General features: G+C 70.2%; 13 protein-coding genes. 5 read left to right on the forward strand and 8 right to left on the reverse strand.

Going from position 1 to position 13806, the window contains the following annotated elements; translation table 11 throughout:
- Positions 1-3 precede the first annotated feature (3 nt).
- Together FHY02_RS06570 and FHY02_RS06575 are read right to left on the reverse strand one after the other, a co-directional pair.
- Complete coding sequence (locus FHY02_RS06570) at positions 4-285, reverse strand: type II toxin-antitoxin system RelE/ParE family toxin (protein WP_183921012.1); 282 nt, start codon at positions 283-285, stop codon at positions 4-6.
- Positions 278-469, reverse strand: coding sequence for a hypothetical protein (locus FHY02_RS06575; protein WP_183921013.1), 192 nt, complete (start codon positions 467-469; stop codon positions 278-280). Before FHY02_RS06575 ends, FHY02_RS06570 begins: the two co-directional genes overlap by 8 nt.
- Before the next feature lie 118 nt (positions 470-587).
- Here FHY02_RS06575 and FHY02_RS06580 point away from each other — a divergent pair, with 118 nt between their 5' ends.
- Complete coding sequence (locus tag FHY02_RS06580; RefSeq protein WP_409322273.1) at positions 588-1100, forward strand: methylated-DNA--[protein]-cysteine S-methyltransferase; 513 nt, start codon at positions 588-590, stop codon at positions 1098-1100.
- 41 nt (positions 1101-1141) lie between these two features.
- Positions 1142-3418, forward strand: a complete 2277-nt coding sequence (locus FHY02_RS06585; RefSeq protein WP_183921014.1) for an NADP-dependent malic enzyme — start codon at positions 1142-1144, stop codon at positions 3416-3418.
- A 545-nt stretch (positions 3419-3963) separates the two neighbouring features.
- Here the strand turns inward: FHY02_RS06585 and queA are convergent.
- The 6 genes from queA to FHY02_RS06615 all read right to left on the reverse strand — a co-directional run bounded on the left by queA (position 3964) and on the right by FHY02_RS06615 (position 8651).
- Complete coding sequence (gene queA, locus FHY02_RS06590) at positions 3964-4989, reverse strand: tRNA preQ1(34) S-adenosylmethionine ribosyltransferase-isomerase QueA (protein ID WP_183921015.1); 1026 nt, start codon at positions 4987-4989, stop codon at positions 3964-3966.
- 19 nt (positions 4990-5008) lie between these two features.
- The gene (locus FHY02_RS06595) at positions 5009-5728 is read right to left on the reverse strand and encodes a peptidylprolyl isomerase (RefSeq protein WP_183921016.1); all 720 of its coding nucleotides are present in this window, start codon (positions 5726-5728) and stop codon (positions 5009-5011) included.
- A gap of 326 nt (positions 5729-6054) precedes the next feature.
- The gene (coaD, locus tag FHY02_RS06600; RefSeq protein ID WP_183921017.1) at positions 6055-6561 is read right to left on the reverse strand and encodes a pantetheine-phosphate adenylyltransferase; all 507 of its coding nucleotides are present in this window, start codon (positions 6559-6561) and stop codon (positions 6055-6057) included.
- Positions 6562-6566: 5 nt separating this feature from the next.
- Positions 6567-7475 (reverse strand): polyprenyl synthetase family protein, encoded by a 909-nt coding sequence (locus FHY02_RS06605; protein WP_183921018.1) that lies wholly within the window; start codon positions 7473-7475, stop codon positions 6567-6569.
- The gene (locus tag FHY02_RS06610) at positions 7472-7711 is read right to left on the reverse strand and encodes an exodeoxyribonuclease VII small subunit (protein ID WP_183921019.1); all 240 of its coding nucleotides are present in this window, start codon (positions 7709-7711) and stop codon (positions 7472-7474) included. The genes FHY02_RS06605 and FHY02_RS06610 overlap by 4 nt, the downstream gene beginning before the upstream one ends.
- Before the next feature lie 391 nt (positions 7712-8102).
- Entirely contained in the window at positions 8103-8651 is a 549-nt protein-coding gene (locus tag FHY02_RS06615; RefSeq protein ID WP_183921020.1) for a hypothetical protein, read from the reverse strand.
- A 191-nt stretch (positions 8652-8842) separates the two neighbouring features.
- Between FHY02_RS06615 and acnA the strand changes: the two genes are divergently transcribed.
- The 3 genes from acnA (at position 8843) to FHY02_RS06630 (ending at position 13777) form a co-directional block, all read left to right on the forward strand.
- Complete coding sequence (acnA, locus tag FHY02_RS06620) at positions 8843-11530, forward strand: aconitate hydratase AcnA (RefSeq protein WP_183921021.1); 2688 nt, start codon at positions 8843-8845, stop codon at positions 11528-11530.
- A gap of 350 nt (positions 11531-11880) precedes the next feature.
- Positions 11881-13149, forward strand: coding sequence for an MFS transporter (locus tag FHY02_RS06625; RefSeq protein WP_183921022.1), 1269 nt, complete (start codon positions 11881-11883; stop codon positions 13147-13149).
- Positions 13150-13228: 79 nt separating this feature from the next.
- Positions 13229-13777 (forward strand): DUF4142 domain-containing protein, encoded by a 549-nt coding sequence (locus tag FHY02_RS06630; RefSeq protein WP_260159480.1) that lies wholly within the window; start codon positions 13229-13231, stop codon positions 13775-13777.
- The last annotated feature ends 29 nt before the right edge of the window (positions 13778-13806 follow it).

The raw sequence follows: 13806 nt of genomic DNA on the forward strand, positions 1-13806 counted from the left end.
CGGTCATACGGTTTGGTCCGGGAGGCGGGCGCCATGACGGATCGAGCGGATGAAGACCGTCTCCTCCTCGATTTCATAGCGCAGGATGTAGGGCGGCACAGTCGTCATCTCGCGACAGCCGGCGCAAGTGGGTCCGCCGCGGCGCGGGAAAGCGCGCAGGCTCTTACCAAACGCGATCAGCCGCTCCGCGACGAGACGGGCGGCCTGATTGCCATGGGTAGCGATGAAGGGGAAGATGCGGTCGAGATCTTCGAGCGCCGCATTGCACCAGATGACCCTAGCCATCCCAAGCGGCGAGCCACTCTCCGCATGGTTTGCGCTGCGGCGTGCCCCAGCTCGCGGGCCACAGGAGCATTACACGCTGTTCGACGCCCGCACCGGCGGCATAGCTGGTGCGCGCGCGCGGGATTGCCTGCGACAGCGGCTCGTCGTCGATCCAGCTGTGATCGGTCAAGGCGGGACTCGTCATCCGAGCGAACATAGCCGCGCGGCGCACGCGCTGCCAGTCGGCTACTCGATTGGCAGCGCGTCGACATGATCTTCTGCATCAGATCCGATCCCCTTAGGTTTTGACCGCAATCGGCGGGATGCACGCCACCGCCGCGCCCGCTAGACCTGCCGCCATGCTCTACCGCACCACCACGGACTCGCCCGTCGGCACGCTCACCCTGGTCGCCAGCGACGCGGGGCTCGTCGCGGTGCTGTGGCCCGACGACTCGCCCGGGCGCGTCCGCCTCGCCGCCGCCGAGGAGCGCGCCGACCATCCCGTGCTCGCCACCGCCCGCGCCCAGCTCGACGAGTATTTCGCCGGCCGGCGCCGCGACTTCGACCTGCCGCTCGCCCCCGTCGGCAGCGCCTTCCAGCGCGCCGTCTGGGCCGCGCTCACCGCCATCCCGCACGGCGAGACGCGCAGCTACGGCGACATCGCCCGCGCCATCGGCCGCCCCACCGCCAGCCGCGCGGTCGGCGCCGCCAACGGGCGCAACCCGCTGTCCATCGTGGTGCCGTGCCACCGCGTGATCGGCGCCTCGGGCAAGCTCACCGGCTTCGCCGGCGGCCTGGCGGCCAAGCAACAACTGCTCGCGCACGAGCGACGTTAGCGATGGTTTTCAAACGCGCCTGCCTTCCCTAGAGGAAGGCCATGACCGACGATCGCACCGCCACCGAGACGCGCCACGACCAGTTCTCCGAGCGCGAGGCCCTGCTGTTCCACTCGGAGGGGCGCCCCGGCAAGATCGAGATCATCGCCTCCAAACCCATGGCAACGCAGCGCGATCTCGCGCTCGCTTACTCGCCCGGCGTGGCCGTGCCGGTGCAGGCGATCGCGGACGATCCCGCCACCGCTTATGATTACACCGCCAAGGGCAATCTGGTCGCCGTCATCTCGAACGGCACCGCGATCCTCGGCATGGGCAATCTCGGCGCGCTCGCCTCCAAACCGGTGATGGAAGGCAAGGCGGTGCTGTTCAAGCGCTTCGCCGACGTCGATTCGATCGACATCGAGCTGAAGACCGAGGACGTCAATCGCTTCATCGACGCGGTCGAGCTGATGGAGCCGAGCTTCGGCGGCATCAACCTCGAGGACATCAAGGCGCCCGAGTGTTTCATCATCGAGCAGACGCTGCGCGAGCGGATGAACATCCCGGTCTTCCACGACGACCAGCACGGCACCGCGATCATCTGCGCCGCCGGCCTCATCAACGCCTGCCTGCTCACCGGGCGCCAGCTCTCCTCGGTCAAGGTCGTCGTCAACGGCGCCGGCGCCGCCGCGATCGCCTGCACCGAGCTGATCAAGGCGATGGGCGTGCGTGCCGACAACGTGCTGATCTGCGACCGCACCGGCGTGATCTACCAGGGCCGCGACGACGTCAACCAATGGCAGTCGGCACACGCCGCCAACACCGACCGGCGCACCCTGACCGAGGCGCTGCACGGCGCCGACGTGTTCCTCGGCCTCTCCGCCGCGGGCGCGCTCAAGCCCGAGATGGTCAAGGACATGGCGCCCGCGCCGATCATCTTCGCCATGGCCAACCCCGAGCCGGAGATCCGCCCCGAGCTCGCCAAGGCGGCGCGCCCCGACGCCATCGTCGCCACCGGCCGGTCGGACTATCCGAACCAGGTCAACAACGTGCTGGGCTTCCCCTTCATCTTTCGCGGCGCGCTCGACGTGCGCGCCACGGGCATCAACGACGAGATGAAGATCGCCGCCGCCAACGCCATCGCCGAGCTGGCACGCGATCGCGTGCCCGAGGAGGTCGCCGCCGCTTATGGCACGCGCCACACCTTCGGCCCGGACTATATCATCCCCGCGCCGTTCGACCCGCGGCTGATGGAGATGGTGTCAGTCGCGGTCGCGCAGGCGGCGATAGACTCGGGCGTCGCCACCAAGCCGATCACCGACATGAACGCCTATCGCGAGACCCTGCGCGCGCGGCTCAACCCCACCACTGCGGTGCTGAGCCTCGCCTATGAGGGCGCCAAGGCCAACCCCAAGCGCGTGCTCTTCGCCGAGGGCGAGGAAGAGGTGGTGCTGCGCGCCGCGATCGCCTTCAAGGAGGGCGGCTACGGCATCCCCGTGCTGGTCGGGCGCGAGGACGTGTACGACAATCTGCGCGCGCTTGGGATCGACAACCCCGAGGAGTATGAGCTGCACAACAGCCGCGTCTCGCCTTTGGTCCCGAAGATGGTCGACTTCCTCTACCAGCGCCTCCAGCGCCGCGGCTTCCTGCGCCGCGAGGTCGAGCGGATGATCAACCAGGACCGCAACATCTTCGGCGCGGTGCTGCTCCAGCTCGGCGCGGCGGACGCGATGATCACCGGCGTCACCCGCCCCTGGGCGCAATCGATGCGCGAGATCAAGCGCGTGATCGATCCCGCGCCGGGCCGCACCGCCTTCGGCATCCACGTGCTGGTGGGCCAGTCACACACCGTCTTCATCGCCGACACGACGGTGAACGAACGCCCCAACGCGGAGGAGCTGGCCGACATCGCCGAGCAGACCGCGACCGTGGCGCGCCAGATGGGGCACGAGCCGCGCGTCGCCTTCCTGAGCTATTCCACCTTCGGCAACCCGACCGGCCAGTGGCTCGACAATATCCGCGAGGCGGTCCACGTGCTCGACCAGCGCGAGGTCAGCTTCGAATATGAGGGCGAGATGGCGCCCGACGTCGCGCTCAACCCCAAGCAGCTGGCGAACTATCCGTTCGCGCGGCTGTCGGGGCCGGCCAACATCCTCGTCATGCCGGGGCTGCAATCGGCCAACATCTCCGCCAAGCTGCTGCGCGAGCTCGGCGGCGACGACATGATCGGGCCGATGCTGGTGGGCATGGAGAAGCCGGTACAGATCGCGCCGATGACCTCCACCGCGAGCGAGCTGGTGACGCTGGCGGTGCTCGCCGCGGGCGGCATCGCGCGCTGAGGCGCGACGCCGGCGCGCGGGGCGCGCCGGTCGTGGAGCCTGCGGCGAGGCCCGTCGATCATGCTCGAGCGCCGGGAGACCGGTGCTGGCGCGATCCAGCTAGCGGTGCCGGTCGTTGGCGCCGCGGCCCGTCGAGGCGACTCAACGTTCGCGCCGGATCGGTGCGCCCGGCTCCAGCATGACTCAACATTCGCGCCCGGTCGGCTCGCGACGCTCCAACGTGACTCAACGTTCGCGCGGTCCCGCTTGCGACCGAACACATATATTAAGGGTCTGCCGTCGCAGTCTTTCGCCCGCGACGCCCGTGTCACGGCCGCACGCGAATGTTGCGAATGTTGAGTCGCTGACGCGTTTGCGGCGACGCGCGCGGCGATTGTCATGGTACCGGGCGCCGACGCACGCGCCGGCGATGAGACAGAGCGTCGATGTTTCTGCCACACGGCTACCGGCGTAGGACAGCCCGCTGCCGCCGATAGCGTCAGGTGCCGCTCTTCCTCTACTCTCGGAACCTGCCCCTGCGCACGCCGGCCCGTCACGGCCTGCCCCTATGGCAGCAGCAGCGACCCGTCCCCGTAGCTGTAGAAGCGATACCCTCGCTCGATCGCGTGCGCATAGGCCGACTGCATCCGCTCCAGCCCCATCAGCGCCGATACCAGCATGAACAGGGTCGAGCGCGGCAGGTGGAAGTTGGTCATCAGCCCGTCGATGCCGCGGAAGCGATAGCCCGGCGTGATGAAGATCGCGGTGTCGCCCTCGAACGGGCGGACGACGCCATCCTCGCCCGCGGCGCTCTCGATCAGCCGCAGCGAGGTGGTGCCGATCGCGATCACGCGTCCGCCGCGCTCGCGCACCGCGTTGAGCCGGTCAGCGGTGGCCTGATCGATCCGGCCCCATTCGGCGTGCATCTTGTGGTCGGCGGTGTCTTCCGCCTTGACCGGCAGGAAGGTGCCCGCGCCGACGTGGAGCGTCAGCGTGGCATGCTCCACCCCCGCCGCGGCGAGCCGCTCGAGCAGCGCGGGCGTGAAGTGGAGCGCCGCGGTGGGCGCCGCGACCGCGCCCGGCTCGGCGGCGAACATCGTCTGGTAATCGTCGGCGTCGCGCGCGTCGGCGGCGCGCTTGCCCGCGATATAGGGCGGCAGCGGCATCCGCCCGGCGCGCTCGAGCAGCAGCTCGACCGGCTCGTCGCCGGCGAAGTCGAGCGCCCAACTGCCGTCTTCGCCGCGGTCACACGCGGTGGCGCTCACGCCCGCGCCGAAGTCGATCGGGTCGCCGTCGCGCAGCCTTCTGGCGTTGCGAACGAAGGCACGCCAGCGGCGCGGCCCCTCGCGCTTGTGCAGCGTGGCGCCGATCCGCGCCTCGCCGCGCGTGCCCTCGAGCTGCGCGGGGATCACGCGCGTATCGTTGAACACGAGCAGGTCGCCCGCGCGCAGCACCTCGGGCAGATCGGCGACGATGCGGTCATCGAGTCCGTCGCCGCGCACCACGAGCAGCCGCGCGGCGTCGCGCGGGCTCGCCGGGCGCAGCGCGATCCGCTCGGGCGGCAGGTCGAAGTCGAAGAGGTCGACGTTCATCGGCGTCGCGCGCGCCGGCTCAGCGGCGGCGCGGCGCCGGCTTGGCGCGCGACGCCGGTGCAGTGGGGGCGGCAGGCGGCGTCGCCGCACCCGCGCCCGTCCCGGGCAGCGTCGGCGTGGTGCCAGGCAGCGTCGGCAGCGTCGCCGGCGCGGCGGCGGGCAGCGGCTGGTAGGCCGGCGGGTTGTCGGAAGCGATATAGGCGTGGACGATCCGCGACGGGTTCGCCGGCGGTTCGCCGCGCTCGATCGCGTCGACGTAATTCATTCCCGACATCACGCGGCCGAACACGGTATACTTCTTGTCGAGCGAGAAGCGCGGCTGGAAGACGATGTAGAACTGGCTGTTCGCGCTATCCTCTTTCTCGGCGCGCGCGGCCGCGACCGAGCCGCGCACGTGCGGCAGATAGTTGAACTCGGCGGGCAGGTCCGGGAGCGTGCTGCCGCCGGTGCCGTCGCCCTTGGGATCGCCGCCCTGCGCCATAAAGCCGTCGATCACGCGGTGGAACACGAGACCGTCGTAGAAATGCTGGCGGGTGAGCTGCTTGATCCGCTCGACCATCTTGGGCGCGACGTCCGGGCGCAGCGCGATCTCGACCCGCCCGCCGGTGGAGAGGTCGAGCAGCCAGATGTTGGTCTTGTCGCCCAGCGGCGGCGGCGCGAGCCGCTCCTGTGCCGCGACGGGGGCGGCGGTGAGCACGGCGGCGGCGAAGAGGGCGGACAGGAGGGCGGACGGGCGCATCGGTGCTTTCGGGTCTGTCGGGAGAGTGTCAGCGGCGGCGTCTAGACCAGATTCACGCTTGCGCCAAACTGAATGGGGGAATGGGGTGCGGCTGCTCGGCGCGGAGCTGTACCGTCGCCATCCCGTCCACTTCGGTCATCCCGGACTTGTTCCGGGATCCACCGTTCCGTGCACTCACCGGGCGCTAGGTACGCGGTGAGGTGGATCCCGGAACAAGTCCGGGATGACGGAAAAAGAGAGTGGGATGACGGGAGAAGAGGTCGCGAGAACGGCAGAACGGCAGAACGGCAGAACGGGATGCCGTGATGCGGTGAGAGCCCCGTCCCTCACCCCCCGCGTCGCCCGACCAGCGCGACCCGGTCGACCACTTCCTGGCACACCGCGGCGGTGACGAACTTGCGGATGTCACCGCCGAACAGCGCGATCTCCTTGACCAGCTTGGAGGCGATCGGCTGCAACCCGACGTCGGCCATCAGGAAGACGGTCTCGATCCGGTCGTTGAGCTGCTGGTTCATCCCCGCCATCTGATATTCGTACTCGAAGTCGGCGACGGCGCGCAGCCCGCGCACGATCATCGTCGCGCCCTCGCGCTCGGCGAAGTCCATCAGCAGCGAGTCGAACTCCACCACGTGGATCTCGCCGCCGATCGCGGCCACCTCGCGCTGCACCATCGCCATGCGCTCGGCGACGCTGAACATCGGCGACTTGCTGGGATTGGTGGTGACCCCGATCACCAGCCGGTCGACCAGTTTGGCGCCGCGGCGGATGATGTCCATGTGGCCGAGCGTGATCGGGTCGAACGTGCCCGGATAGACGCCGACGCGCGCGCCCATGCCGCTCACCCGCGCCGTTCGGTGACGAAGCGCGCGATCGCACGCAGCAGCTCGGCCTCGTCACCGTAGCTGCGCAGGTGGTCGATCGCCTGGTCGACGAGCATCTGCGACTGCTGCTTGGCGCGCTCGACGCCGAGCAGCGAGACGAACGTCTCCTTGCCCGCCTCGCCGTCCTTGCGCAGCTTCTTGCCGGCGAGCTGCTCGTCGCCCTCGACGTCGAGCAGGTCGTCGACGATCTGGAAGGCGAGGCCGAGGTCGTGCGCGTAGCCACGCAGGTGGCGGCGCCCCTCGGGCGGCACGCGGCCGAGGATCGCGCCCGCCTCCACCGCGGCTCCGATCAGCGCGCCGGTCTTCATCTGCTGGAGCCGCGTGACGGTGCCGAGGTCGAAGGCGGCGCCGTCGGCCTTGAGGTCCATCGCCTGCCCCCCCGCCATGCCGCTTGGGCCCGAGGCGCGCGCGAGATCGGCGACCAGCTCGGCGCGGACGAACGGGTCGGCATGGGTGGCGGGATCGGCCAGCACCTCGAAGGCGAGCGCGTGGAGGCAGTCGCCCGCGAGGATCGCGGTGGCCTCGTCGAACGCCTTGTGGACGGTGGCCTTGCCGTGGCGCAGGTCGTCGTCGTCCATCGCCGGCAGATCGTCGTGGATCAGCGAGTAGGCATGGATCGCCTCGAGCGCGACCGCGGCGCGCGCCGCACCGTCGCGCGCCACGTCGAACAGCCGCGCGGTGGCGAACACCAGCAGCGGGCGCAGCCGCTTGCCGCCCCCGATCGTGGCGTGGCGCATCGCGCGGTAGAGATCGGCGCGGGGATCGTCCGGGACCGGGAGCAGCGCGTCGAAGCGACGGTCCATCTCGGCCGCGACTTCCTTGAGCGCGGCCTGCAACCGGGGCGACGCGGTGGCGGTGATGGTCATCCCGCGGCGAAGGGCTCGGTGGCGGCGGGGCGGCCGTCGGCGCCGAGCCGGATCGCCTCGATCCGCGCCTGCGCGGAGTCGAGCCGGTCGGCACAGCGCTGCCGCAGCGCGCTGCCGCGCTCGTAGAGCCGGATCGCCTCCTCCAGCGGGGTATCGCCCGACTCGAGCCTGGCGACGATCGTCTCCAGCTCGCGTAGGCCGGCCTCGAACGACAGCGTCTCGATGTCCTGCTCCATCAGCCGGCTATGCGATGGGGGGTGCGCCGGGTCAAGAAGATGGGGTGGCGGGTGCATGGGGGGTGGCCGGGGCGCGGGGCTCACCCTCGCCATCCTGCGTCCCTCTCCTTCCTGCGTCATCCTGAGCTTGTCTCAGGATCCACCCGTCCGCTCACCCATGCGCGGTCGGATATGCGGCACGGTGGATCCTGAGACGAGCTCAGGATGACGGAGGTGAGGTAAGGTGAGGTTTCGTTCCCTCATCCCCGTTCGTGCTGAGGAGGCACTGAGCTCGTCGACGTGCCGTCTCGAAGCACTTGCCGGCAACCGCGTGGCCACGCTTCGAGACGAGGCTTCGACAAGCTCAGCCTCTCCTCAGCGCGAACGGTGATAGGACGAGCCGACCGCCGATCTACCGCCGCCACTTCTTCACCGCCGCCGCATAGGCGTCCGCCGCCCGCTGCCGCGCCGCCTCCAGCCGCGCTCGTTCGCGCTCGTGCCGCCATCCCGCCTCGCGGCGCTCGCGGTCGAGCGCGGCCTGGCGCTCGGCCAGCGCCTTATCCTCGTCGCGGCGGCGCGCGTCCTCCTGCTCGAGCGCGGCCTCGGCCGCCTCCAGCTCGGCGCGGCTCGGGCGTGGGGCGGGCGGCTTCGTCGCAGCCTTGGATCGCGCCGTCCTCGACCGCGGCGCCTCCTCCTCTGCCGCCCGCGCCCGCTTCGGCCGATCCGGGGGCAGTGCGGCGAGCTGCTCGGCCGCGCTGCCGCGCGAGCGCCGCACCACCTCGCCGGGGCGCGCCAGCGGCTCCTCCATCAGCGCCGCGTCGGTCACCTCCTCGGCCACGCCGCGCGCGAACAAGTCGGCGTCGGCGCCCCAGGCGGCCAGCGCGGCCTTGCGACTCGGCGCCGCGACATAGGCGTCGTGGAACCCGGCGGGGGTGCGGAACACCTTGAGCTTGCGCGCCATCCCTCCGCCTCTCCGGACGTCCCCGCGCCCGTGGCCACAATCGCTTACGCGCGTGCGCCGTTCCACCCTTCCCCGCCCGGCGCCCCGCTGCTATCGCCCGCGGCGATCGAGAGTTTCGCCCGCACCCGCGCGCACGCGGCCGTGCCGCATCGCCGCGGGCGCGAGGCTCCCACGAGGAAGGACAGCTGCCCATGACGGCCATCGGCCACGACACGCTCAACGCCCGCACCACGCTGACGGCCGGGGGCAAGACCTACGATTATTTCGCGCTGAAGGCGGCGGAAACGAAGTTCGGCGACATCTCGCGCCTGCCCTTCTCGATGAAGGTGCTGCTGGAGAACATGCTGCGCTTCGAGGACGGCGTGACCGTGACCGAGGCGGACGTGAAGGCGATCGTCGACTGGCAGCAGGAGCGCCGCAGCGACCGCGAGATCCAGTATCGCCCCGCGCGCGTGCTGATGCAGGACTTCACCGGCGTGCCCTGCGTGGTCGACCTCGCCGCGATGCGCGACGCGATCACCAAGCTCGGCGGCGACGCCGCCAAGATCAACCCGCAGGTGCCCGTCCACCTCGTGATCGATCACTCGGTGATGGTCGACGAGTTCGGCACCCCCAAGGCGTTCGAGGATAACGTCGACCTCGAGTACGCCCGCAACGCCGAGCGCTACGAGTTCCTCAAGTGGGGCTCCAAGGCGCTCGACAATTTCAAGGTGGTGCCGCCGGGCACCGGCATCTGCCACCAGGTGAACCTGGAATATATCGGCCACGCCGTGTGGGCGTCGGAGGAGACGGGTGACCACGCCAAGAGCGGCGCGACGATCGCCTACCCGGACACGCTCGTCGGCACCGACAGCCACACCACGATGATCAACGGCCTGGGCGTGCTCGGCTGGGGCGTCGGCGGGATCGAGGCCGAGGCGGCGATGCTCGGCCAGCCCGTCTCGATGCTGATCCCCGAGGTGGTCGGCTTCAAGCTCACCGGTTCCCTGCGCGAGGGCATCACCGCGACCGACCTGGTGCTGACCGTGACGCAGATGCTGCGCGCCAAGGGCGTGGTCGGCCGCTTCGTCGAGTTCTACGGCCCCGGGCTCGACCAGATGACGCTCGCCGACCGCGCGACGATCGCCAACATGGCGCCCGAGTACGGCGCGACCTGCGGCTTCTTCCCGGTCGACGACAAGACGATGGACTATATGCGCCTGACCGGCCGCCCCGACGAGGTGGTCGCGCTGACCGAGGCCTATGCCAAGGCACAGGGCATGTGGCGCTACGCCGACAGCCCCGACCCCGTCTTCACCGACACGCTCGAGCTCGACATGGGCACCGTGGTGCCGTCGCTCGCCGGGCCGAAGCGCCCGCAGGACAAGGTGAGCCTCGACACCGTCGACGAGGTGTTCAACGGTGACCTGTTCAAGCTCTACCACAAGGAGAAGCCGGCGCGCGTCGCGGTCGACGAGCGCGGCCATGACATCGGCGACGGCGACGTCGTGATCGCGGCGATCACGAGCTGCACGAACACCTCCAACCCCTCGGTGCTGGTCGCCGCGGGTCTGGTCGCGCGCAAGGCGAACGCGCTGGGGCTGAAGCCGAAGCCGTGGGTGAAGACGTCGCTCGCGCCGGGCTCGCAGGTGGTGACCGACTATCTCGACAAGGCCGGGTTGTCCGAGGACCTCGACGCGATCGGCTTCAACCTGGTCGGCTATGGCTGCACCACCTGCATCGGCAACTCGGGCCCGCTCGCCGCGCCGATCAGCAAGGCGATCAACGAGAACGACCTGGTCGCCGCCTCGGTGCTGTCGGGCAACCGCAACTTCGAGGGCCGCGTGTCGCCCGACGTGCGCGCCAACTTCCTCGCCTCGCCGCCGCTGGTGGTCGCCTATGCGCTCAAGGGCACGGTGACGACCGACATGAACGAGACGCCGATCGGCCAGGGCAAGGACGGCGGCGACGTCTACCTGCGCGACATCTGGCCGACCAACCAGGAGGTCGCCGCGCTGATGGCGGCCAATATCGACGACGGCATGTTCCGCGCGCGCTACGGCAACGTCTACGCCGGCGACAGCAAGTGGCAGGCGATCGACGTCACCGGCTCGGACACCTACGGCTGGATCGCCGGCTCGACCTATGTCGCCAACCCGCCCTATTTCGACGGCATGGAGATGACGCCCAAGCCGACGACCGACATCGTCGACGCCAAGCCGCTGGCGATCCTGGGCGACTCGATCACCACCGACCACATCTCGCCGGCCGGCTCGATCAAGGCCGACAGCCCGGCGGGGACGTGGCTGCAGGAGCACCAGGTCTCGCGCCAGGACTTCAACAGCTACGGCGCGCGCCGCGGCCACCACGAGGTGATGATGCGCGGCACCTTCGCCAACATCCGCATCAAGAACGAGATGGTGCCGGGCGTCGAGGGCGGGATGAGCCGTTACGACGGGGAGGTCATGCCGATCTACGACGCGGCGATGCGCCACAAGGCCGACGGCACGCCGCTCGTCGTGGTCGCGGGCAAGGAGTACGGCACGGGCTCGTCGCGCGACTGGGCGGCGAAGGGCACCAACCTGCTCGGCGTGCGCGCGGTGATCGCGGAGAGCTTCGAGCGCATCCACCGCTCGAACCTGGTCGGCATGGGCGTGCTGCCGCTGCAGTTCGCCGAGGGCGTGTCGCGCCAGTCGCTCGGGCTGACCGGCGACGAGACCTTCACGATCGAGAATGTCGCCGCGCTGCGCCCGCGCCAGAACGTCACCGTGACGCTGAAGCGCGCCGACGGCTCGACCGAGACGTTCGAGACGCGCTGCCGGATCGATACGGTCAACGAACTGGAGTATTTCCTCAACGGCGGCATTCTCCAATATGTGCTGCGCAAGCTCGCCGCCTGAGGCGGGCGTCCGTGAGCGCATGAGAGAGGGAGGGTTCCGCGAGGAGCCCTCCCTTTTTCTATGGTCGACGAGAACCGTGAGCCAATTCTCCCCGGAACGGGGAGGGGGACCAGCCGCAGGCTGGTGGAGGGGGCTTTCCGCTGCCGCTGAGCTTCGTGGAGAGCCCCCTCCACCACCGCGCTACGCGCGGCGGTCCCCCTCCCCGCGAGCGGGGAGGATGTTGTTCGGAAAAATACTTGCCCCACTTCTCAACCACTTCCCCCTCCTAACCTAGAGCAAGCCCGGCCACTCCCGGATCGCGCCTCGTAACGGAACGTTGCCCGCGAACCCTCCCGCGGAGCCCGGAGCACATGGCCACGCTCGCCCCCACCCGTCCGGCGCCGCCGGAGGCCGCGCCGCACCCGCCCGGTCGCGCGCTCGACGCGCTCAACTTCTTTCTCGCCGATGTGCGTGACGGGCTCGGGCCCTATCTCGCCATCTATCTCGTCGCGGTGCGCGGGCCGACGCACGGGTGGAACGAGGCCACCGCTGGCCTGGTGCTCACCATCGCGGGCATCGTCGGCCTGCTCGCGCAGACCCCGGCGGGCTGGCTGATCGACCGCTCGACGCGCAAGCCCGCGATCGTCATCGCCGCCGCGCTGGTGGTGACGCTCGGCAGCGTGTCGCTCCCCTTCGTCCACGGCTTCGGCCCGGTAGTCGTGACGCAGTCGCTCGCCGCCGCGGCGGGCGCGCTGTTCGCGCCGGCGATCGCGGCGATCACCCTGGGACTCTTCGGCGCGCGCGCCTTCTCCGCTCGGGTCGGGCGCAATGAGGCGTTCAACCACGCCGGCAACGCGGTCTCGGCCGCGCTGGCGGGCGTGCTGGCGTGGCGCTTCGGCCCGGTCGTGGTCTTCTACCTGATGGCGGGGCTGACGGTAGCGAGCGTCCTCGCCGCGCGGCGGATCGACTCGCGCCAGATCGACGATGAAGTGGCGCGCGGGCTCGACTGCGCACCCGACGAGACCGCTGCCGCGTGCGAGGCCGAACCCGGATGGCGCGTGCTGCTCGAGCAGAAGGCGCTGCTGCTGTTCGCCGCGCTGGCGTTCCTGTTCCACCTCGCCAACGCGGCGATGCTGACCTCGGTGAGCCAGCTGTTCGCGCGCACCGTGGGGAAGGATCAGGCGACCTCGCTCACCGCGGCCTGCATCGTCGCGGCGCAGCTGGTGATGGTGCCGATGGCGCTGCTGGTCGGGCGCAAGGCCGACGCCTGGGGGCGCAAGCCGCTGTTCCTCGCGGCCTTCGCGGTGCTGGCCGCGCGCGGGGCGCTGTACACCGTGTCGCGCGATCCATGGTGGCTGGTGGCGGTGCAGGCGCTCGACGGCGTCGGCGCCGGGATCTTCGGCGCGCTCTTCCCGATCGTGATCGCCGACCTGACGCGCGGGAGCGGGCGCTTCAACGTGGCGCAGGGCGCGGTGGCGACCGCGCAGGGGCTCGGCGCGGCGCTGAGCGCGACGCTGGCGGGGACGATCATCGTCGGCGCGGGCTATGCGCCGACCTTCCTCACGCTCGCGGCGATCGCGGGCGGCGGCCTGACGCTCTACGCTCTGGCCATGCCGGAGACTCGTGAACGATCTAGCTGATCGAGAGCAAGTTACTGGTTGGCAACGGAACTTTGCCACGCGCGCGCCGCTCTCGCGGGAGTTCGACGTGGGAGAAACGATGATGATGGCCACTACCCGCCTGCTGCTCGGCGCCGCGCTGTTCGCCGCGCCGGCGATTGCCAGCGCGCAGACGCCCCCGCCGCCGCCCCCGGCCGAGGCGAAGACGACAGCCGACGCGTATGTCGCCGGGGCGGGCAAGAGCGACCTGTACGAGATCAACTCGAGCCAGGTCGTGTTGCAGAAGTCGCAGAACGCGGGCGTGAAGAAGTTCGCGCAGATGATGATCGACCATCATCAGAAGACCACCGCGGCGACGGTGAAGGCGGCGCAGAAGGCTGGGCTGAACCCGCCGCCGCCCGCGCTCGACCCGGGCGCGACCGCCTCGATCAACGAGCTGCAGGCCGCCTCGCCCGCCGACATCGACCGCCTGTACCTCGGCCAGCAGCTGCCCGCCCACCAGGCCGCGCTCGACCTGCACCAGAGCTATGCGTCGGGTGGCGACAAGGCGCCGCTCAAGGCCTCGGCCAAGGCGGCGGTGCCGATCGTCAAGCGTCACATCGCCGAGGCGACCAAGTTGCAGGGCAGCGCGAGCGCTGCCGGGATGTGAGAGACGGCTCACGCCAAGGCCCAAGTATC

Source organism: Sphingomonas sp. BK069 (assembly GCF_014193405.1).
Lineage (GTDB): Bacteria > Pseudomonadota > Alphaproteobacteria > Sphingomonadales > Sphingomonadaceae > Sphingomonas.